Consider the following 20,170-nt stretch of genomic DNA (forward strand, 5'->3'; position numbering starts at 1 on the left):
GTCCCCGCCGCGGCGGACCTTGGTCCCTGGCCCGTGCCGGCGCCGGGCGCGAAGGCTGGGAGGAGGCCGTGAGAAGACGGGTGATCGCCGGAGGGGCCATGTCCGCACCGATCGTCGTGGGGACCGACGGGTCCGCCGCCGCGGGCCGGGCCGTCGACTGGGCGGCGGGCGAGGCGGCGCTGCGGCACCGGCCGCTGCGCATCGTCCACGCGGCGGAGATCTGGCCGTACCAGGTCCGGCGCTTCGTCCCGCCGGACGCGGCCGAGCGCACCTCACCGTCCGGGCGGGCCGTGCTGCTGGAGGCCGAGCGCCGCGTCCTGGAGCGCCGGCCGGAGCTGCGGGTGACGACCGCCCTGGTCGTCAACGCGACGCCGGACGCGCTGCGCGACGAGTCGGAGAAGGCGTTCGAGTTGGTGCTCGGGCACCGCGGGCACGGCGGCTTCCCCGGGCTCCCGCTCGGCTCGGTCGGGCTGCGCATGGCGGGGCGGACCGCCGTCCCGCTGGTGATCGTGCGTGACGGCGCCGCCGATCGCGGCGAGGTCGTGGTGGGCCACGACGTCGCCGCGGAGCCGGGTGAGGCGCTCAGGTACGCCTTCGACGCGGCCGCGGTCCGCGGCGTGCGGCTGCGCGTCGTGCACGCGTGGCAGCTGTCCGTGGACATGGCCGAAGCCGCCTACGCCCTCGACGAGGAGCGCCTGAACGACGAGCGGCGGGCGCGGGTCATCGAGGCCTACGCTCCGCTCCACGAGCGGTATCCGCTGGTGGACGTGGTCAACGACGTCCTCGTGGGGCACCCGGTGTCCGAACTGGTCCGGGCGTCGCGGGCGGCGGACCTGGTCGTCGTCGGCGCGCACCCGCACCGCTGGGGCCTGTTCCGGCTCGGCTCCATCGGCCACGGGGTGATCCATCACGCCGAGTGCCCGGTCGCCCTCGTCGGCGGGCCCCGGTAGGCCGCCGTCACTGCCACTTGGGAAGGTCTGCGCCGGCGGCTCGGTGCCCGGCGGCGAGTTCCGCGTAGAGCCGGTCCCGGGTTCGCCGGAGGCGCGCGCTCAGCCGGACCGGACGGGATTCGGGGTCACGAAGCCGCGTGATCCGGTCGGGAAGGGCGGCGATCTCGGCGGCGCACCGTTCGCGCACGGCATCGAGCGGGTCCGGTCCGGCGAGGCGGCGCCCCGCCTCCATGACGGGGACGAGCAGCGGCTCCATGCCGTCCGGCGCGGGCTCGTCCCGCAGCGCGACCACGTCGCCGTCCGCGCCCCGGTAGACCTGCTTGGCGCACGGTGCGGTGATCTTGCCGGTGGACAGCTTCATCACCGGCCGGTCCGCGTAGGCGACGAGCTTGTAGGCGCTGTCGAGATAGGGGGCGTCCGCGGACACGCCCATCTTCGTCCCCACCCCGTAGACGTCGATCGGCGCGCCGCCGGCGGCGAGGTCCGCGATCCGGTGCTCGTCCAGCCCGCCGCTGGCCACGATCAGCGTGCCGGTCATGCCGGCCCCGTCCAGCATGGAGCGCGCCTTGACCGCCAGGTCGCCGAGGTCCCCGGAGTCGAGCCGGACCCCCGCCAGGGACGGCAGCCCGGCCCGGCGGGCCGTCCGGATGGCCGCCTCGACCCCGGCGAGCGTGTCGTAGGTGTCGACCAGCAGCGTGGTGCGGTCGGGGAAGTCGGCGGCGAAGGCGGCGAACGCCTCGCCCTCGCCGGGGAAGGCCTCGACGTAGGAGTGGGCCATCGTGCCGGTCGCCGGGATGCCGTAGCGCCGGGCGCCCTCGACGTTGCTGGTGCCGGCGAAGCCGGCGAGGTAGGAGGCCCGCGCGACGGCCATCGCGGCGTCGACCCCCTGCGTCCGGCGGAAGGAGAAGTCGATGACCCGCGCACCGGCGGCGGCCCGCACGCAGCGGGCGGCCTTCGTGGCCACCGTGGTCTGGAACGTGACGTGGTTCAGCAGCACGGTCTCCACCAGCTGGGCCTCCGCGATCGGCGCGGTGACCTCCAGAAGCGGTTCGCCCGGGTAGACGACGCGCCCTTCGGGGACCGCCCGGACCTCACCGGTGAACCGGAGGCGCTCGAAAGCGCGCAGCGAGGCGTCGTCCAATCCCTGCTCCACCGCCAGGTAGTCGAGATCCTCCTGGGAGAACCGGTAGTCCTCGACGAACGACAGGCAGTCCTCCAGCCCGGCGGCGATCAGGAAACCGCGGTCGGGGGGAAGCTTGCGGACGAAGAGGCTGAACGTCGCCGCCCCGGTCATGCCGCGGCGCAGGTAGCTCGCCGCCATCGTCACCTCGTACAGGTCGGTCAGCAGTCCGCCGCTCATAGGTCCGTCCTCGCGCCCGTCGATCCGCCCCGGTACGGGTCGAGCCTTCCCCGCCCGGGCCCGGCCGCCCGCCCCCATCGGTCCCGCGGACCGGGGCCGAAGGTCCCTTCCCAACGCTCTGATCAGCGGATTCGGGACTTCCGCCCCTAGGGGCGCCCCAGCCCCCTTCCGACGATGGAGGGTGAACGGCCGAGCGAAGGAGGTTCGTCATGAAGGCCAAGGAGTGGAGCGTCGAGCTCTACATCACCGAGGAGGGCTCGGACACCGTCGCGCAGGCGGTCCTGTTCAGCGGCGGCGAGAAGAGGACCACCGGGCGCGGGCACGCCCGCCGCAACCCGGCCGACCGCGAGGTCCCGGAGATCGGCGACGAGCTCGCCGTGAGCCGGGCGCTCGCCGATCTGGCCGGCCGGCTCCACGGGGTCGCCGACAAGGACATCGCCCAGTTCGCGGGACCTTCGTGAACGTCGCCGGACCACGCTGGGACCCCATCGCCAAGGCCGGGCGGCCGGTCCTCCCGCCGAACCTGGACGACTACGAGAAGGTCTACGTCCGCTTCCGCTGGGACGAGGCGCGCGCCGCCATGGACGGCCTTCCGGGCGGCCGGGGCCTCAACATCGCCCACGAGGCGGTCGACCGGCACGCCGAGGGCCCGCTCGCCGGCCGGGTGGCGCTGCGCTGCCTGGACCGGCACGACCGGGTCACCGAACTCACCTACGCGCGGCTGCGGGACGAGACCTGCCGGTTCGCCAACGTGCTGCGCGCGCTCGGAGTCCGCAAGGCGGACCGGGTGTTCACCCTGCTGGGACGCGTTCCGGAGCTGTACGTGACGGCGCTCGGGACGCTGAAGAACACCAGCGTCCTGTCGCCGCTGTTCCCCGCGTTCGGGCCGGAGCCGATCCGCGACCGGCTCCGCCTCGGGGACGGGGTGGTGCTGGTCACCAGCCTCGACCTGTACACCAGGAAGATCGCTCAGATCCGGGACGAGCTGCCGGAGCTGAGGCACGTGCTGATCGTCGGCGGGTCCGGGGCGCCGCCCGGCACGGTCTCCTACCGGGAGGTCATGGACGAGGCCGCCGCGGACTTCGAGATCCCCCCGACCGGCCCCGAGGACATGGCGCTGCTGCACTTCACCAGCGGCACCACCGGACGGCCCAAGGGCGCGGTCCACGTCCACGAGGCGGTCGTGGCGCATCACGCGACCGCGGCGTACGCGCTGGACCTGAAGCGCGGCGACGTGTTCTGGTGCACGGCCGACCCCGGCTGGGTCACCGGCACCTCCTACGGGATCATCGCTCCGCTCACCCACGGCGCGACGCTGCTGGTGGACGCCGCGGAGTTCGACGTGCGGCGCTGGTACCGGATCCTGGAGGAGCAGCGCGTCTCGGTCTGGTACACGGCGCCGACGGCGCTGCGGATGCTCATGCGGTACGGGTCCGGCCCGGCGCGCGACCGCGACCTGTCCGCCCTGCGGTTCGTCGCCAGCGTGGGGGAGCCGCTCAACCCCGAGGCCGTCGTGTGGGGCGTGGAGGCGTTCGGCCTGCCCGTCCACGACAACTGGTGGCAGACCGAGACCGGCGCGATCATGATCGGCAACTACGCGTCCATGGACATCAGGCCCGGCTCGATGGGCCGTCCGATGCCCGGCGTGGAGGCCGCGCTGCTGGAACGCGGCCCGGACGGGCGCGCGCGGGTGTCGGCCGGCGGGCGGGTGACCGTGGCGCGCGGCCCGGAGGCCGAGGGCGAGCTCGCGCTGCGGCCCGGGTGGCCGTCGATGTTCCGCGGCTACCTGCACGACGACGCGCGCTACGCCCGGGCCTTCGCCGGCGGCTGGTACCTCACCGGGGACATCGCCCGCCGGGACGCGGACGGCTACTACTGGTTCGTCGCCCGCGCCGACGACGTGATCAAGTCGGCCGGGCACCTGATCGGCCCGTTCGAGGTCGAGAGCGCGCTGATGGAGCACGAGGCCGTCGCCGAGGCGGGGGTCATCGGACGGCCGGACCCGGTCGCGGGCGAGGTCGTCAAGGCGTTCGTCACCCTGCGCCCGAGCTACGAGCCGGACGAGGAGACACGCCGCGAGCTGATCGCCTTCGGCCGCCGGCGGCTGGCGTCGCTGGCGCCCAAGGAGATCACGTTCGACCGGCACCTCCCGCACACCCGCAGCGGCAAGGTGATGCGGCGGCTGCTGAAGGCGCGCGAGCTCGGGCTCCCCGAAGGGGACGTGTCGACACTGGAGCAGAGCCCATGACCACGAAGAAGACGGTGAAGACCGAGCCCGGCGGCGCCGCTGGGGAGGCCGCCCGGACGGCGGGCGGGCCGGCGCGGGATGCGGCGGCGAAGGAGCGCCGGAGCCTGCTCCACGAGATGCTGCGCATCCGGCGCTTCGAGGAGCGCTGCGTCGAGCTGTACAGCGCGGCCGAGATCCGCGGGTTCATGCACCTGTACATCGGCGAGGAGGCCGTTGCCGCCGGGGTGATGCCGGAGCTCGGCCCCGAGGACGCCGTCGTCACCACCTACCGCGAGCACGGGCACGCCCTGGCGCGCGGGATCCCGGCCGAGGCGATCATGGCGGAGATGTTCGGCCGCTCCACCGGCTGCAGCCGCGGACGCGGCGGCTCGATGCACCTGTTCGACGCGGCGACCCGGTTCTACGGCGGCAACGCCATCGTGGCCGGCGGGCTGCCGCTCGCGGTCGGGCTGGCGCTCGCCGACCGGATGCGCGGCGCCGACCGCGTCACGGCGTGCTTCCTCGGGGACGGGGCGGCCGCCGAGGGCGAGTTCCACGAATGCCTGAACCTGGCCGCGCTCTGGCGCCTGCCGGTCCTGTTCGTCTGCGAGAACAACCAGTACGCGATGGGCACCGCGCTCGCCCGCGAGCACGCCGAGACCGACCTGGCCCTGCGCGCCTCGTCGTACGGCCTGGTGGCGTGGGCCGTGGACGGCATGGACGCGCTCGCCGTCTCCGCGGCCGCGCGGCGGGCGGCCGAGGCGGTGCGCTGGGGCGGCGGCCCGCACTTCCTGGAGATGCGCACCTACCGGTACCGCGCCCACTCGATGTACGACCCGGACCGCTACCGGACCAAGGCCGAGATCGAGGAGTGGAGGCGCCGCGACCCGATCGACGCGCTCGCCGCCCGGCTGCGCGCCGACGGCGACCTCGGCGGCGACGACCTCGCCGCGATGGACAAGGAGATCGCCGCCGAGATCGACGGCGCCGTGAAGGCGGCGCGCAAGGCCCCGCTGGAGCCGGTCGCCGACCTGACCCGCTTCGTCTACTCCGAGAGGGCGGTGCGGCCATGACCACCACCCGGACCGCTCCCGGCGCTCCGGCGGCCGGCGCGAACGGCGGCATCACCTACCGGGAGGCCATGCGGGCGGCCCTGCGGGAGGCGCTCGCGAAGGACGAGCGCGTGTTCCTGATGGGCGAGGACGTCGGGCGCTACGGCGGCTGCTTCGCCGTCAGCCTCGGCCTGCTGGAGGAGTTCGGCCCCGAGCGGGTCCGCGACACGCCCCTGTCGGAGTCGGCGTTCGTCGGCGCGGGCATCGGCGCGGCCCTCGCCGGCATGCGCCCCATCGTGGAGATCATGACGGTGAACTTCAGCCTGCTCGCGCTCGACCAGATCCTCAACAACGCCGCGACGCTGTCGCACATGTCCGGCGGGCAGTTCGGCGTCCCGCTGGTGATCCGGATGACGACCGGGGCGGGCCGGCAGCTGGCCGCCCAGCACTCGCACAGCCTCGAAGGCTGGTACACCCACATCCCCGGTCTGCGGATCGTCGCGCCCGCGACCCTGGAGGACGCCCGCGGCATGCTGTGGACCGCCCTCGCGGACCCCGACCCCGTCCTGATCTTCGAGCACGGGTCGCTGTACACCCTGTCCGGCGAGCTGCCGCCGGGCGCCGGGGCGGTGGACATCGACCGCGCGGCCGTGCGCAGGCCCGGCTCGGACGTCAGCCTGATCACCTACGGCGGCACCCTGCACAAGACCCTGGAGGCGGCCGGGCGGCTCGCCTCCGAGGGCGTCGAGGCCGAGGTGCTCGACCTGCGGTCGCTGCGCCCCCTGGACGACGCCACGATCATGGACTCGGTCCGCCGCACCCACCGCGCGGTGGTGGTGGACGAGGCGTGGCGGTCGGGCAGCCTGTCCGCGGAGATCAGCGCCCGCGTCACCGAGCAGGTGTTCTACGAGCTCGACGCGCCGGTCGCCCGCGTGTGCGGCGCGGAGATCCCCATCCCGTACCCGCGGCACCTGGAGGAGGCGGCGGTGCCGCAGCCGGACGACGTCGTCGCCGCCGCGCACCGGGTGGTGAGCGGCGATGCCTGACTTCACGATGCCCTCGCTCGGCGCCGACATGGACCGCGGCACCCTCACCGAATGGCTGGTCGGGCCGGGGGACCGGGTGAACCGGGGCGACGCCGTCGCCGTCGTCGAGACCGACAAGGCCGACATCGAGGTGGAGTGCTTCGACGACGGCGTGGTCGACGCCCTCCTCGTCGAGCCAGGCACCAGCGTCCCGGTCGGGGCCCCGCTAGCCCGCCTGACCTCTCCGGAGGCTCCGGAGGCCCCGCCGGCCCCGGAGCCGGTGAGCGAGGAGCCCGCTCCCGCTCCCGCTCCCGCTCCCGCTCCCGAGCCCCGGCATGCGGCGACTCCGCTCGTCCGGCGGCTGGCCGAGGAACAGGGCGTCGACGTGGCCTCGGTGCACGGCACGGGCCACGACGGCAGGGTCGTCCGCGCGGACGTCGAGCGGGCCGCCCGCCCGGCGTCCCGTCCGAAGGCGTCGCCCATGGCCCGCCGGATCGCCGGTGAGCTCGGCGTCGACCTGGGGCGGGTGCGCGGTTCCGGGGCCGGCGGCGCCATCCGGGCCGACGACGTCCGCGCCGCCGCGGGGACGCCGCGGCCGCCCGCGCGGCCGCGCCGGAAGGCGGCGGCCCCGCCTCCCGCGAAGGCGGGCAGGCAGGCCGCGATGCGGCGGGCGATCGGCGAGCTCATGGCCCGGAGCAAACGCGAGATCCCGCACTACTACCTCGGCACCACCATCGACATGAGCGCCGCGACGGCCTGGCTCTGGGCGCGCAACCGCGAGCTCCCGGTGGCGAAGCGCCTCCTCCCGGCCGCGCTGCTGCTCAGGGCGAGCGCGCTGGCGGCCCGCGAGGTCCCCGAGCTCAACGGGCACTGGCTCGACGACGCGTTCGTCCAGGGGGACGGCGTCCACCTCGGCATCGTCACCGCGCTGCGCGGCGGCGGGCTCATGACCCCCACCCTGCGCGGCGCCGACGATCTGTCCCTGGACGAGCTGATGGCCGCTCTGAAGGAGATGCTGGTGCGCGCCCGGACGGGCCGGCTGCGCGGCTCCGAGCTGGCCGACGCCACGATCACCGTCACCGATCTGGGCGACCAGGGCGTGGAGTCGGTGACCGGCGTCATCTTCCCGCCCCAGGTGGCCCTGATCGGCTTCGGCAAGATCGTCCAGCGGCCGTGGGCGGTGGAGGGGCTGCTGGGCGTCCGGCCGGTGGTCACCGCCACGCTGGCCGCCGATCACCGCGCCAGCGACGGCCACACGGGCGCGCGCCTCCTGGAGGCCGTGGACCGGCTGCTGCAGAGCCCGGAGGAGCTGTGACACCCCGGCAGGCACGAGACCTGGCCGCTCGCTCGCTGGAGAAGGCGGCGCCCGACATCGACGCCTCGGCGGTCGGCGGTGACGCCGACCTGCGCGAGGACCTCGGCCTCGACTCGCTCGACTTCCTCGGCTTCGTCGAGGGGCTGAGCGACGCCGCGGGCCTGCGCATCGACGAGGACGACTATCCGGAGCTGGCCACACTGGACGGCTGCGTCGCCTACCTCACCCGCGGGGCCTGACCGCCGGGAAGGGCCGGGACGAAGGTCGGCCCGGGGGAGGGCCGATGCGCACTGGAACCACCGACGCCCCCATCGAATGCTGGTGGGTGAAGAGCCGGCGAACGAGGTGGGGCGATGTACTCCGATCGGCAGGACGCGGGGCGGCAGCTCGTCGCCAACCTGCGGCGGTACACGGGTGGTGACGTCCGGGTCCTCGGCCTTCACGGGGGCGGCGTCCCGGTGGCGGCCGAGACCGCCGCGCGGCTCGGTTGCGCGCTGGACGCGCTCGTCGTGCGCGAGCTCGTCGTCCCGGGGCCTCCCGGCGTCCTGGTGGGCGCGGTCGCGGAGGGCCCGGCGCGGGTCCTGGACGAGGAGGCCGTCCGGCGGTCGGGGGCCGGGGAGACGCGGATCCGGGAGCTGGAGCGGGACGCCCGTGTCGAGGCGCGGGCCCTCGGGCTCCGGCTGCGCGGGCGGCGGCCGAGCCTCCCGCCGGCGGGCCGCGACGTCATCGTCGTCGACGACGGAGCGGCAGGCCGCCTCGCGGCCGAGGTCGCGTGCCGCGACGCCCGGGCCCAGGGCGCCGGGCGGGTCGTCTTCGCCGTGGCCGCGGCGCCGCCCGACACCGTCGACCATCTGTGGACCGTCGCCGACGAGGTGGTGTGCCCGCTCTCGCCGACGTTCTTCGTCACCGCGAGCGACTTCTACCTGGACTTCGCGCCGGTCTCCGAGGTGGAGGCCGCCAGGCTGCTCGAACGGGCGTCCCAGCACACCGCGTGAGCCCGGGGGCGGATCGGGGCAGCATCTCGTAGGAGCGGTGGTCCTCGGGGGCGCGCGGCATGGACCTTCGGTTGGGGGGATTTCGGTGGATGGTCCGATCTTGGTGGGGGTGGACGGGTCGGAGGCCGGCACCCGGGCGCTGGACTGGGCGGCCGGCGAGGCCGGGGTCCGGCGGGTCGCACTCCGGCTCCTGCATGCCCTTCCGGAGCCTCGTGCCGGGCGGGGGAACGGGCCCGAGCGGGACGAGGCGCGGCGGTTGCTGGACCGCGCCGAGCAGCGGGTTCGCCGCCGCGTGGAAGGCGTCGAGGCGACGGGCGAGCTGGTCGAGGGCGACGCGGCGAGCGCGCTGGTCGCGCGGGCCCGGGACGCCGGGATGGTCGTCGTCGGCACCCGGGGGAGCGGCGGCCTCGCCGGCCTCATGCTCGGCTCGGTGGCCTTCAAGGTCGCGGCCCACTCCCCGGTCACGGTGGCGCTCGCGTCGGCCGTGCGCGAGCCGACGACCGGCCGCCCCGAGATCGTCGCCGGTCTGGACGGGACGTCCGCGGGGGCGGTGCTGGCCGAGGCCTTCCGGGAGGCCTCGCTGTGGCGGGCGCCGCTGCGGGTCGTGCACGCCTTCCGGTTCTTCCAGGTCCCGGACCCGGTGCACTCCGCGGAACTCGCCGCGCTCCTGCGGCGCCACCGGCGGGCGGAGGAGCGGCGGATCGAGGAGGCGCTGGCCGGCTGGCGGACGCGGTTCCCCGAGGTCCCGGTGACGGCCGAGGTCGTCAACGACAGCGCCCGCAAGGCCCTGCCCCGGGTGTCGGCCGGCGCGCAGCTGGTCGTGGTCGGGCCCCACGACCACAGGGATCCCCTCATGCCGCTCGGGTCGGTGACCTATACGGTCATCCACCGGTGCGGCTGCCCGGTGCTCATCGCCCGGCCCGCCTGACGGCCGTCCGCCCGCCGGGCCGCGGAGCTCAGGCCGCCCAGGTCTCCAGCGCCAGCAGGTCGCGCATGGAGACCATCCCCACCAGCCGCCCGTGGTCGTCCACCGGCAGGTGGCGGATGCCCGCCTCCAGCATCCGGCGGGCGACGTCCCGCGCGTCCTCGTCCAGCGCGGCGGTCTCGACCCGCGTCGAGGCGTAGCCCGCCGCCTCCTGCGAGGCCGGGTCGGCCGAGAAGGCGAGGGCCCCGGCCAGATCGCGCTCGGTGATGATCCCGGTGACCCGCTCGCCGTCGAGCACCGCCAGCGCGCCGACCTCCCTCTCGATCATCTGCCGCGCGACGTCGCCGAGCGGCTCGTCCGCCCGGCAGGTGAAGACCGTCGGCCGGTACACGTTGCTGACCCGCATGTTCCCTCCCCGTTGGATGGACCGCCCGCTCGGACGGATCGGTCGCTCCGGCGGCCCGGACGGGCGTCCGGACGCCTCCCTCAGCCCGTTCCGCCGCGCGCCGAGGCGCCCGCGGTCTCGGCGGCCCTCCGCCGCCCGGCTCCTTCGGCGGGCACCACCGCCACCGGACAGGGCGCCTCCTGCAGCGCGGCCTGGGTCACCGGGCCGAGCAGCGTCTGGGGCCCCGAGCCGATTCCGCGCGCGCCCACCACCAGCAGCGCCGCGCCGCGGGCGGCGCCGGCCAGTGCCTCCCGCGGAGTGTCGACGACGAACTCGGTCTCCAGCGGCACCTGCGGATACCGGCTCCGCCAGGGCGCGACGTCCTCCTCGAAGCGCGCCATCGCCTCGCGCCTGATCACCTGGGGATCGCTGAAGGGGACGCGGTCCGGTCCGCGGAACGCGGCCGGGTCCCACCAGCTGCACACGGCCGTCACCGAGGCGCCGCGCAGCGCGGCCTCCTCGAAGGCGAAGCCGACGGCCGACTCGCCGCCCGTCGAGCCGTCCACGCCCACCACCAGTCGCTCGCGGCCCTTCGGGGCGGCGGGCAGGTCGGGCCGGACGACGATGACAGGGCGGTCGGCATGGGACGCGACCTGGACCGCGGTCGAGCCGACCGTCAGGGCGTCGAACCCGCCGTGCCCCCGCGAGCCGAGCACGACCAGGGAGGCCTCGCGCGACGCCTCCAGCAGCACGGCCGAAGCCCATCCCCGCTCCAGGCGCCAGCGGACGTCCAGGCCCTCGGCGAGGCCGTGGGCCTTGCGCACGCCCTCGTCCGCCACGATCGCGCCCGCGCCGCGCAGGACCTCCAGCGTGTCCTTGTCCGGCTGGCGCAGCGGATAGGGCCAGTGCCAGGCATGGCAGACCGTGAGGGGCAGGTGGCGGAACAGGGCCTCCCGCACCCCCCAGCGGAGCGCCTCGTCCGCGACGGGCGACCCGTCGTACCCGACCAGGACGGTGCCCGTCCTCGCGTGATCGTTCATGGCCGATCCCTCCCCCTGTCGGTGTGTCCAGCCTTCCCCCGGGCGAAAAGGCGCGGGCAGGGGCCGCTGTCCCGGGTTCGAGGGACCTTCGGCCCTGGAACCGGACTCACGATTGCGGACAGAATCAACAAAATGCCCGCAAACCACTACCTCGCGGGCGTGGTTCGGGGTGCGGTCGGGGGAATGCTCCTGCGTGTACCGTTCGCTCCCCGTCCAGAGGGCAGAGGGATGACCTATCCGTCACCTGCGCCCGGGCACGCATGCGGATCGCCTGACGCGCGGCGCGTCGCCCACGATCTGGCCGACCAGATCACCCGCCGGCTGTTCGGCATCGGCCTGGAACTGCACTGCGCCCTGGCCCGCATCCAGGACCCCCATGCCTGCCAGGGCGTCCGTGCGGCCCTCACCGGACTGGACGACGCCATCGACGACCTGCGCCGCGCCGTCTTCGACCTCCACGCCGCCGCCCGGGACCGGGACACCGCCGACCACTGAACCCGTCCCGGCGCGCGGGCCCGCGACGCCGGCGGCTACGTTGGAGCCGTGCGCGCACGAGACCTCGCCGTCGAGTACCCGACCGTCACCCCGGACAGCAGTGCGCTGGACGCGGCCCGGCTGGTGGCCGAGCACCGCCTCGCCGGTCTGATCGTCGTCGGCCCCGGCGGCCGGCCCGTCGCGGTGGTCCCGGGTTCGCAGCTGCTGCGGTCGATCATCCCGCCGCATGTCCGGGACGACCCCGCCCTGGCCCGGGTCTACGACGAGCGCCATGCCGACATGCTGTGCGCCAGGCTCGGGGAGAAGAGCGTCGCCGATCTGCTCGTCGAGGGGCAGAAGGCACTGCCCGTCGTCGACGCCGACGCCACCGTCATGGAGATCGCCAGCGTCATGGCGGCCGACCGCAGCCCCGTCGTCGCGGTCAGCGGCGAGGCCGACCGCACCGACGCGCCGATGATCGGCGTCATCACCGTCGCGCACCTCCTCGACCGGCTCCTGCCCGGCCCGCCGGCGGGCTGAGCCGCCGGCGCCGCCGGCGCCTCCGGCGGTTCACCGCGTGAGCGGGGTCTCGGACTCGACGCGGGTCAGCTTCTCGGGATTGCGGACGTAGTAGAGGCCGGTGATGCGGGCGCCCTCGACGCGGACCGCCAGAACGCCGTCGAGTTCGCCGTCCAGCCGCATGACGAGCGCCGGGTTGCCGTTGACGACGGTCTGGTCGGCGGTGACCGTGCTCGGCACCCTGCCGGTCCCGCCGATGATGTAGCGGGCCACCTTCTCGGCGCCGGTGACCGGCCGCAGCGCCGCCTGCTTGAGGCCGCCGCCGTCGCCCACCATCACGACGTCGGGAGCGAGGACGTCGAGCAGCCCCTGGAGGTCCCCGGTGTCGAGCGCGCGCCGGAACGACTCCAGGACCGCCCGGGTCTCGCTCTGCGAGACCGCCTCGCGGGGCCGGCGGGCGTCGACGTGCCGGCGGGCGCGGTGGGCGATCTGGCGGACGGCCGCGGGGCTCTTGCCGACCGCGGCCGCGATCTCCTCGTAGCCGACGGCGAAGACCTCGCGCAGCACGAAGACGGCGCGTTCGGTCGGCCCCAGCGTCTCCAGGACGAGCATCAGCGCCATGGACATGCTCTCGGCGAGTTCGACGTCCTCCGCTACGTCCGGCGAGGTGAGCAGCGGCTCGGGCAGCCAGGGACCGACGTAGGACTCCCTGCGGCGCGTCATCGTGCGCAACCGGTTGAGCGCCTGCCTGGTCGTGATGCGGACCAGGTAGGCGCGCCGGTCGCGCACCTGCTCCAGGTCGACCTTGACCCACCGCAACCATGTCTCCTGGAGGACGTCCTCGGCGTCGGCCGCGGAGCCGAGCATCTCGTAGGCGACGGTGAAGAGCAGGTTGCGGTGGGCGACGAAGGCCTCGGTCGCAGGGTCGGCGGCGTTGTCGCTCATGGGTCCATCCTTTCCCGCGCATCCGGCGCCCCCGGCCGACGGGCCGGTCGGTTCGCTTCGGGAAGGGCGCCGACGTCCACAGGACACCGCGGGCGGCGCGTCCATAACACCGGCGCGAGTGTGCTGCGTCACAGTGCGCCGTGCGGCCGCCTCAGCGGACGGGTGATCCGGAACCGGACGCCCGGCGCGCGGCGGGACGCGCGTGGCGCATGCCCCGCGAGCGGTACACGATGTAGGGCCTGACCAGGTATCCGACGGGCGCGGTGAACGCGTGCACGAGACGGCTGAACGGCCACAGCGCGAGAAGCGCCATGCCCAGGAGGGCGTGGAGCTTGTAGACGAGCGGGCTCGCCGCCATCGCCGCCACGTCCGGGTCGAGGCCGAACAGGCTGCGGAACCAGACCGAGACGCCCAGCCGGTAGTCGTAGGGGTTCGCCATGGTGGACGCGGTCGCGGCGAGCCCGGCCAGCATGGCGGCGCCGAGCAGCGCGTACATCACGCGGTCGCTCCGGGAGGTCGCGCGCCGCACCGCCGGCACCCGCAGCCGCCGGTACAGCAGGATCGCCAGCCCGGCGACGCACAGGACGCCGGCCGTCCCGCCCATCAGCAGCGCGGCGGCGTGGTACTCGGGCTCGGTGACGTGCACGTCGTCGGTGATCTTCTCCGGGACGAACAGGCCCGACACGTGCCCGGCCACGACGAGGAGCAGCATGCAGTGGAACAGCGGCCCGCCGATCCCCAGCAGCCGCGACTCGTGGAGCTGGCTGGATCGGCTCGTGAAGCCGAACCGGTCGTAGCGGTACCGCCAGGCCGTCCCCGCGAACATGGTCACCAGGACGAGGTAGGGCGGGACGCCCCACAGGGCGATGTTCAGATGGTTCATCGGAGATCTCCTCCGGCCGGGGTGAACGGCTCCAGCCCGACGGCCTCCGCGGGCGGGCCGGTGCGGGCCAGTTCCCGGACTGCGGCGCGGTCCGCGCGCGTCGGACCGCCCGGCAGCGCCTCGCGCACCGTCAGGAGAACGTCGGCGTACGGGCTGCCGTGGTCGTCCAGGGCGTGCCACAGCAGGTCCAGCGCGGGCCGGTGCTCGGCGAGCAGGCGCTCCCCGGGCTCGCCGCAGCGCGCCGCGAACTCCAGCAGGGTGGGCAGGAAGTCGGGCAGCCCGCCGTCGCCGGGCTCCCAGCCGTGCTCGCGCATGACGGCCTTGACGCGGGCGAGGGACGCCCCGCGGCGGCGGGTGTCGCCGTCGGTGTAGTAGGTCAGGTCCAGGGTGCGGCGCCGGGTGCGGTGGAAGGTCGCGAAGTACCGGGCGGCGAGGTCGACCCAGGGGACGCCCTCCACGGCGTCGCAGAACCGCAGCAGCGGATCCGCGAGGCGGGCCTGGAGCAGCGGCGCGGCTGCCCGCACCGCCCCCGTCCGCTCGTGCCAGGTCTCGGGGTCGGGATGGGACAGCAGCAGCGACCCCGCCTGGAAGGCCAGCGCCCGCGTCACGAGTCCGCCTTCCCGGACCTGCGCGGGAACAGCCCGCCGGGACGGCCGCGGCCGTCCCAGTTCAGCAGGTTGATCCGGCCGCGCAGCGCGGACGCGCCCGCGGGCTCGGGCACGGGCGAAGCGTGGAACCCCTCCGCTCCGTCCGCGAGCATGCCGGGCCGCCCGTCGCCCTCCAGGCTGCATCCGGCGTCGCCGTCGCGGGGGACCGACCCGTTGTAGGCGGTCGGGATGACGTAGCGCTCCTCGTACTTGGCCAGCGCGAGGAGGCGGTACATCTCCTCGATGGTCCTCCCGTCCATGCCGACGGCCTCGGCGATCCGCGGGTCGCGCTCCTCGCCGAGGTTGATCCGGCGCATGTGGGCGCGCATCGCGGCCAGCCGGCAGAGCGCGGCCTCGACGGGCTCGGTGTCCCCGGCGGTGAACAGGTTCGCCAGGTACTCCAGCGGGATGCGCAGCGAGTCGATCGCGCCGAACAGGTTCACCGGGTCCTCGCCGTCGTGGCCGCCCGCCGTCAGCGAGTCGACGACCGGGGACAGCGGCGGGACGTACCAGACCATCGGCATCGTCCGGTACTCCGGGTGCAGCGGCAGCGCGACCCTGTGATCGCAGATCAGCGCGCGCACGGGGGAGCGGCGCGCCGCGGTGATCCAGTCATGCGGGACGCCGGCGTCCTCCGCGGCGCGCGCGACGCCCGGGTCGTCCGGGTCGAGGAAGCAGCCGAGCTGCGCCTCGTACAGGTCGCGCTCGTCGCGGACGCTCGCCGCCTCGCCGACCCGGTCGGCGTCGTAGAGCATGACGCCGAGGTAGCGGAGCCGTCCCACGCACGTCTCGGAGCAGACGGTCGGCTCGCCCGCCTCGACCCGCGGGTAGCAGAACGTGCACTTCTCGGCCTTGCCGGTCTGGTGGTTGAAGTACACCTTCTTGTAGGGGCAGCCGCTGACGCACATCCGCCACCCGCGGCACCGGTCCTGGTCGACGAGGACGATGCCGTCCTCGATCCGCTTGTAGAGGGCGCCGGACGGGCACGCGGCGACGCACGAGGGGTTCAGGCAGTGCTCGCAGATGCGCGGCAGGTAGAACATGAACGCCTGCTCGTACTCCAGCCGCACCCGCTCGTTCATCTTCGCCAGCATCGGGTCGGCGCCGATCAGCTCCGGCCCGCCCCCGAGGTCGTCGTCCCAGTTCGGGCCCCACGTCACCGCGGTCGGGCGGTCGTCCACGAGCGACCGCGGCGGGGCCGTGGGGACGTCGTCGCCGAGGGGCGCGGACGTGAGGTTCTCGTAGTCGTAGGTCCACGGCTGGTAGTAGTCGTCCAGCGACGGCAGTTCGGGGTTGGCGAACAGCCGGGCCAGCCGCCGCGCCCGCCCTCCGGCGCGCGGTACGAGGCGCCCGCGCCGCAGCCTCCAGCCGCCCTTCCACTTCTCCTGGTCCTCGTGCCCGCGCGGATACCCGAGGCCGGGGCGGGTCTCGACGTTGTTGAACCACACGTACTCGGTGCCGGACCGGTTCGTCCATGTCTGCTTGCAGGTGACCGAGCAGGTGTGGCATCCGATGCACTTGTCGAGGTTCATGACCATGGCCACCTGCGCCATGACGCGCATCTCAGTACTCCACGTTCTGCGAGCGGCGGCGGATGACGGTGACCGCGTCGCGCTGGTTGCCGGTGGGGCCGTAGTGGTTGGGGGCGAAGCAGAGCTGCCCGTACCCGCCGATGAGGTGCGTGGGCTTGATCAGCAGCCGGGTGAGGGCGTTGTGGACGCCGCCGCGCCGTCCCGTCGCCTGCGACTTGGGCACGTTCACCAGGCGTTCCTGGACGTGGTACATGAACACCGTGCCGGGCGGCATCCGGTGCGAGACGACCGCGCGGGCGACCACGACGCCGTTGGGGTTGACCGCCTCGATCCAGTCGTTGTCGGCGGCGCCGATCGCGGCGGCGTCCGGCACGCTCATCCAGATCACCGGGCCGCCGCGCGCGAGCGTCTGCATCAGGAGGTTCTCCTGGTACTCCGAGTGGATCGACCATTTGGAGTGGGGCGTGACGTAGCGGACGGTCACCGACCGCCCGCCGCCGGGCGGCGGCGCGCCGCCCACCATGGCGGCGTCCAGCGGCGGCCGGTAGACGGGCAGCTGCTCGCCGAGCTCGGCGACCCAGTCGTGGTCGAGGTAGAAGTGCTGGCGGCCGGTGAGGGTGTGCCAGGGCTTGCGGTGCTCGACGTTGACGGTGAACGGCGCGTAGCGGCGGTCGGGGGCCTCCTTCCCCGACCACTCGTAACTGGCGCTGACCTGGACGGGGCGCTGCTGGGTGTCGGAGAAGACGATGCGCCGTTCGGCGACCGCCTCGGCGAGGGCGCCGAGACCGGTGCCCGGGCCGCAGCGCCGGGCCAGGGCGGAGAACCCCTCGGCGCCGAGCCGCCCGTTGGTGGTGCCCGACAGCGCCAGGATCGCCTCGCACAGCTTGACGTCGGTGTCCAGCAGCGGGCGGCCTCGCGCCGGGCCGCCGGCGGCCGTGCCCGACCGGGCGGCGAGCCAGCCGGCCTCAGGCCCCGGGTGCACGGTCACGCCCTTGGACGTCATGCCGTCGCGCTCGGCGACCGGGCCGAGCGCGGCGAGCTTGTCGGCGACCGCGGTGTAGTCGCGCTCGACGAGCGTGAGGACGGGCAGGTTGACCCCGGCCACGGCGCGGTGCCCGTCCCGCCAGTCGGGGACGCCGCCGCCCGGCTGCGCGGTCTCGCCGGGCGTGTCGTGCTGCAGCGCGGTGGCGACCAGGTCGTGCGCGGTGTCCAGCCGTCCGGCGGCCAGCTCGCCCAGCCGGGCCGCGAGCCCGTGGAAGATCTCGAAGTCGGTGCGCGCCTGCCACGGCGGGCTGATCGCGGGGGAGAACGCGTGCACGTACGGGTGCATGTCCGTGCTGGACAGGTCGTGCTTCTCGTACCAGGTCGCCGCGGGCAGCACCAGGTCGGCCATCAGCGTGGTGGAGGTCATCCGGAAGTCCAGCGCCAGCAGCAGGTCGAGCTTGCCGCAGGGCGCCTCCTCCCGCCAGGCGACCTCCGCGGGCCGGTCGCCCGGGGCGGCCTGCTCCGCGGTCGCGTTGTCGGCGGTGCCGAGCAGGTGCCGCAGGAAGAACTCGTTGCCCTTGGCCGACGAGCCGATGAGGTTCGCGCGCCACACGGTCAGCACGCGCGGCCAGTTGGCGGGGTCGTCGGGGTCCTCGCAGGCGAACGGGAGCCGGCCCGCCTCGATCTCGGCGGCCGCCCACTGCGCGGGCGGGCGCCCGTCCTCGCGTGCGCGCCGGCCGAGGTCGAGGGGGTTCGCGGAGAACGTCGGGTAGGACGGCATCCAGCCCAGCCGCGCCGACCGCGCCACGAGGTCGGCGGTGTGCAGGCCCGCGAACAGGCCGCGCCCGGTCGGCGACGCGAGGGCGTCCGCGCGGTGCCGCTCGCATCGCCACTGGTCGGTGTGGAGGTACCAGTAGGGCGTACCGGCCATCTGGCGGGACGGCCGCACCCAGTCGGCCGCCGTGGACAGCTGCTGCCACCCGGTCAGCGGGCGGACCTTCTCCTGCCCGACGTAGTGCGCCCAGCCGCCGCCGTCGACGCCCTGGCAGCCGGTGAGCAGCAGCAGCGACAGGAACGACCGGTAGACGGTGTCGGAGTGGAACCAGTGGTTCGTCCCGGCCCCCATCACGATCATGCAGCGGCCGCCGGTCCTCTCCGCAGTGCGCGCGAACTCCCGCGCCGCGCGGATCACCGCCCTCGCGGGGACGGACGTGACGGTCTCCTGCCAGGCGGGGGTGCACGGCCGCGACGCGTCGCCGTACCCGTCCGGCCAGTCGCCGCCGAGCCCCTCGCGGTGGACGCCGTACTGGGCGAGCATGAGATCGAACACCGTGGTCACCCGGCGCCCGCCGATCGTGCGGACGGGGACCGATCGGCGGATCGTCCCCGCCTCCGCGGCCGCCGGATCGGCGTCGAAGCGCGGCAGCAGGATCTCGGCGGTGTCGCCGGACGGGGTGTGGAAGGTCAGTGCGGGGTCGATGCCGCCGAGGTCGAGGTTCCAGTGGCCCTCGCCGCGGTCGGACCACCGGTCGCCGAGAGTCCCGTTCGGCGCGACGGGCCGCCCGGTCGCCGCGTCGAGGACGACGGGGCGCCACCGGTCGGCATCGGCATCGTCGCCGGTGCCGTCGCCGAGGTCGGCGGCCGTCAGGAACCTGCCCGGGACGGACGTGCCGTCGTCGCGCTCGTCCAGCTCCACCAGGAAGGGCAGGTCGGTGAACCGGCGGACGTAGTCGGTGAAGTAGGGCACCTGCTCGCGGACGAAGAACTCGGTGAGGATCACGTGGCCCATCGCCATCGCCATCGCGCCGTCGGTGCCCGGGTGGGGGTGCAGCCACTCGTCGGCGAACTTCGTCGCGTCCGCGTAGTCGGGCGAGACCACGACGACCTTCTGGCCCCGGTAGCGCGCCTCGGCCATCCAGTGCGCGTCGGGCGTGCGCGTAACGGGGACGTTGGAGCCCCACAGCATCAGGTACGCGGCGTCCCACCAGTCGCCCGACTCGGGGACGTCGGTCTGGTCGCCGAACACCTGCGGCGAGGCGATCGGCAGGTCGGCGTACCAGTCGTAGAACGAGATCATCGGCGCGCCGATCAGTGCCATGAACCGGGCGCCGACCGCGTGCGAGGCCATCGACATCGCGGGGATCGGGGAGAACCCGGCGATCCGGTCGGGCCGTGCTCGGCGATCGTGTGCACGTGCGCGGCCGCCGCGATCTCCAGCGCCTCGTCCCAGCCGATCCGCACCAGGCCGCCCTGGCCGCGCGCCCGCTGGTAGCGCCGCCGGCGCGACGGATCCCCGGTGATCTCCGCCCAGGCGGCGACGGGGTCGCCGAGCCGGGCGCGCGCCTCCCGGTACATCTCCACCAGGACGCCGCGCGCCATCGGGTGGCGCACGCGGGTCGGCGAGTAGGTGTACCAGGAGAACGACGCGCCCCGGGGGCAGCCGCGCGGCTCGTACTCGGGACGGTCGGGCCCCACCGACGGGTAGTCGGTCTGCTGGGTCTCCCAGGTGATGATGCCGTCCTTGACGTACACCTTCCAGGAGCACGATCCGGTGCAGTTCACTCCATGCGTGGAACGCACCACTTTGTCGTGCGCCCAGCGCGCTGTCGATAGGGAGAATCATTCACTTTCTGGTCGGGGCGATATACGGCGCGCATATCCGGTGTCGTGACGGCGCGGCGTAACAGTCCGCCCGCCCGGGGCAATCGCTCCGCGGCGGCGTCGGCCGCCTGCATTCCCTTCTCGCCGGCTCCACGAAGTGCCATGCCAGACGCTCCTTCCCGCTGGTCCAAGGCCACCGTGCGGGCCGACGACCGGGGAGTACGCGGTCATGACGCGGATCGGGAGGTCGACGGGCACGCGAGCCACCGATCGCTGGACGTTACTCTCCATCATTGCCCACGACAATACTT

General features: G+C 74.4%; 18 protein-coding genes and 1 pseudogene. 11 read left to right on the plus strand and 8 right to left on the minus strand.

The features are described from left to right. Positions 1-98 precede the first annotated feature (98 nt). Positions 99-950, plus strand: a complete 852-nt coding sequence (locus AB0C84_RS27565) for a universal stress protein (RefSeq protein ID WP_361071957.1) — start codon at positions 99-101, stop codon at positions 948-950. 7 nt (positions 951-957) lie between these two features. Here AB0C84_RS27565 and AB0C84_RS27570 read toward each other — a convergent pair whose 3' ends face one another. Further along, complete coding sequence (locus AB0C84_RS27570; protein WP_361071960.1) at positions 958-2,310, minus strand: nicotinate phosphoribosyltransferase; 1,353 nt, start codon at positions 2,308-2,310, stop codon at positions 958-960. Between the two features lie 209 nt (positions 2,311-2,519). Between AB0C84_RS27570 and AB0C84_RS27575 the strand changes: the two genes are divergently transcribed. The 8 genes from AB0C84_RS27575 to AB0C84_RS27610 all read left to right on the plus strand — a co-directional run bounded on the left by AB0C84_RS27575 (position 2,520) and on the right by AB0C84_RS27610 (position 9,852). Beyond that, positions 2,520-2,771: a DUF1876 domain-containing protein gene (locus AB0C84_RS27575; protein WP_179842497.1), complete on the plus strand. Its 252-nt coding sequence runs from the start codon at positions 2,520-2,522 to the stop codon at positions 2,769-2,771. Continuing rightward, complete coding sequence (gene acsA, locus AB0C84_RS27580) at positions 2,768-4,558, plus strand: acetate--CoA ligase (RefSeq protein WP_361071963.1); 1,791 nt, start codon at positions 2,768-2,770, stop codon at positions 4,556-4,558. Before AB0C84_RS27575 ends, acsA begins: the two co-directional genes overlap by 4 nt. Continuing rightward, positions 4,555-5,610 carry a pyruvate dehydrogenase (acetyl-transferring) E1 component subunit alpha gene (pdhA, locus tag AB0C84_RS27585; RefSeq protein WP_361071966.1) on the plus strand — a complete coding sequence of 352 codons (1,056 nt, stop codon included), beginning with the start codon at positions 4,555-4,557 and terminating at the stop codon, positions 5,608-5,610. Before acsA ends, pdhA begins: the two co-directional genes overlap by 4 nt. After that, positions 5,607-6,635, plus strand: a complete 1,029-nt coding sequence (locus AB0C84_RS27590; RefSeq protein WP_361071969.1) for an alpha-ketoacid dehydrogenase subunit beta — start codon at positions 5,607-5,609, stop codon at positions 6,633-6,635. Before pdhA ends, AB0C84_RS27590 begins: the two co-directional genes overlap by 4 nt. Beyond that, the gene (locus tag AB0C84_RS27595; protein ID WP_361071972.1) at positions 6,628-7,929 is read left to right on the plus strand and encodes a dihydrolipoamide acetyltransferase family protein; all 1,302 of its coding nucleotides are present in this window, start codon (positions 6,628-6,630) and stop codon (positions 7,927-7,929) included. The genes AB0C84_RS27590 and AB0C84_RS27595 overlap by 8 nt, the downstream gene beginning before the upstream one ends. Further along, positions 7,926-8,168, plus strand: coding sequence for an acyl carrier protein (locus AB0C84_RS27600; protein WP_361071975.1), 243 nt, complete (start codon positions 7,926-7,928; stop codon positions 8,166-8,168). Before AB0C84_RS27595 ends, AB0C84_RS27600 begins: the two co-directional genes overlap by 4 nt. A gap of 114 nt (positions 8,169-8,282) precedes the next feature. Continuing rightward, positions 8,283-8,924, plus strand: coding sequence for a phosphoribosyltransferase (locus AB0C84_RS27605; RefSeq protein ID WP_361071978.1), 642 nt, complete (start codon positions 8,283-8,285; stop codon positions 8,922-8,924). Positions 8,925-9,027: 103 nt separating this feature from the next. Next, positions 9,028-9,852, plus strand: coding sequence for a universal stress protein (locus AB0C84_RS27610; protein ID WP_361072136.1), 825 nt, complete (start codon positions 9,028-9,030; stop codon positions 9,850-9,852). Between the two features lie 28 nt (positions 9,853-9,880). On the opposite strand, the gene AB0C84_RS27615 is transcribed toward AB0C84_RS27610, so the two are convergent. Beyond that, a complete protein-coding gene (locus tag AB0C84_RS27615; RefSeq protein ID WP_361071981.1) occupies positions 9,881-10,255 on the minus strand; it encodes a CBS domain-containing protein in 375 nt (124 codons plus the stop codon). A gap of 80 nt (positions 10,256-10,335) precedes the next feature. Next, on the minus strand, positions 10,336-11,274 hold the full coding sequence (locus AB0C84_RS27620) for a universal stress protein (RefSeq protein WP_361071984.1): 939 nt from the start codon (positions 11,272-11,274) through the stop codon (positions 10,336-10,338). Between the two features lie 228 nt (positions 11,275-11,502). Between AB0C84_RS27620 and AB0C84_RS27625 the strand changes: the two genes are divergently transcribed. Together AB0C84_RS27625 and AB0C84_RS27630 are read left to right on the plus strand one after the other, a co-directional pair. Next, entirely contained in the window at positions 11,503-11,769 is a 267-nt protein-coding gene (locus tag AB0C84_RS27625; RefSeq protein ID WP_361071987.1) for a histidine kinase, read from the plus strand. 48 nt (positions 11,770-11,817) lie between these two features. Beyond that, positions 11,818-12,288, plus strand: a complete 471-nt coding sequence (locus tag AB0C84_RS27630; protein WP_179842487.1) for a CBS domain-containing protein — start codon at positions 11,818-11,820, stop codon at positions 12,286-12,288. A 30-nt stretch (positions 12,289-12,318) separates the two neighbouring features. Here AB0C84_RS27630 and AB0C84_RS27635 read toward each other — a convergent pair whose 3' ends face one another. The 5 genes and pseudogenes from AB0C84_RS27635 to AB0C84_RS27655 form a co-directional block, all read right to left on the minus strand. Continuing rightward, positions 12,319-13,212: an RNA polymerase sigma-70 factor gene (locus tag AB0C84_RS27635; protein ID WP_179842486.1), complete on the minus strand. Its 894-nt coding sequence runs from the start codon at positions 13,210-13,212 to the stop codon at positions 12,319-12,321. 151 nt (positions 13,213-13,363) lie between these two features. Then, positions 13,364-14,095, minus strand: a complete 732-nt coding sequence (gene narI / locus AB0C84_RS27640) for a respiratory nitrate reductase subunit gamma (protein ID WP_361071991.1) — start codon at positions 14,093-14,095, stop codon at positions 13,364-13,366. Further along, on the minus strand, positions 14,092-14,703 hold the full coding sequence (narJ, locus tag AB0C84_RS27645) for a nitrate reductase molybdenum cofactor assembly chaperone (RefSeq protein WP_361071994.1): 612 nt from the start codon (positions 14,701-14,703) through the stop codon (positions 14,092-14,094). Before narJ ends, narI begins: the two co-directional genes overlap by 4 nt. After that, positions 14,700-16,304, minus strand: coding sequence for a nitrate reductase subunit beta (narH, locus tag AB0C84_RS27650; protein ID WP_361071997.1), 1,605 nt, complete (start codon positions 16,302-16,304; stop codon positions 14,700-14,702). The genes narJ and narH overlap by 4 nt, the downstream gene beginning before the upstream one ends. Before the next feature lies 1 nt (position 16,305). Beyond that, a pseudogene (locus AB0C84_RS27655) lies at positions 16,306-19,993 on the minus strand (nitrate reductase subunit alpha). Positions 19,994-20,170 lie beyond the last annotated feature (177 nt).

The organism is Actinomadura sp. NPDC048955 (assembly GCF_040649435.1).
GTDB lineage: Bacteria > Actinomycetota > Actinomycetes > Streptosporangiales > Streptosporangiaceae > Spirillospora > Spirillospora luteofluorescens.

Coding starts and splice junctions, on each gene's coding strand:
- narH (WP_361071997.1), bottom strand. CDS start 16,304: ATGCGCGTCATGGCGCAGGTGGCCATGGTCATGAACCTCGACAAGTGC.
- AB0C84_RS27590 (WP_361071969.1), top strand. CDS start 5,607: ATGACCACCACCCGGACCGCTCCCGGCGCTCCGGCGGCCGGCGCGAAC.
- AB0C84_RS27620 (WP_361071984.1), bottom strand. CDS start 11,274: ATGAACGATCACGCGAGGACGGGCACCGTCCTGGTCGGGTACGACGGG.
- AB0C84_RS27595 (WP_361071972.1), top strand. CDS start 6,628: ATGCCTGACTTCACGATGCCCTCGCTCGGCGCCGACATGGACCGCGGC.
- AB0C84_RS27605 (WP_361071978.1), top strand. CDS start 8,283: ATGTACTCCGATCGGCAGGACGCGGGGCGGCAGCTCGTCGCCAACCTG.
- AB0C84_RS27565 (WP_361071957.1), top strand. CDS start 99: ATGTCCGCACCGATCGTCGTGGGGACCGACGGGTCCGCCGCCGCGGGC.
- AB0C84_RS27575 (WP_179842497.1), top strand. CDS start 2,520: ATGAAGGCCAAGGAGTGGAGCGTCGAGCTCTACATCACCGAGGAGGGC.
- narI (WP_361071991.1), bottom strand. CDS start 14,095: ATGAACCATCTGAACATCGCCCTGTGGGGCGTCCCGCCCTACCTCGTC.
- pdhA (WP_361071966.1), top strand. CDS start 4,555: ATGACCACGAAGAAGACGGTGAAGACCGAGCCCGGCGGCGCCGCTGGG.
- AB0C84_RS27570 (WP_361071960.1), bottom strand. CDS start 2,310: ATGAGCGGCGGACTGCTGACCGACCTGTACGAGGTGACGATGGCGGCG.
- AB0C84_RS27625 (WP_361071987.1), top strand. CDS start 11,503: ATGACCTATCCGTCACCTGCGCCCGGGCACGCATGCGGATCGCCTGAC.
- AB0C84_RS27615 (WP_361071981.1), bottom strand. CDS start 10,255: ATGCGGGTCAGCAACGTGTACCGGCCGACGGTCTTCACCTGCCGGGCG.
- AB0C84_RS27635 (WP_179842486.1), bottom strand. CDS start 13,212: ATGAGCGACAACGCCGCCGACCCTGCGACCGAGGCCTTCGTCGCCCAC.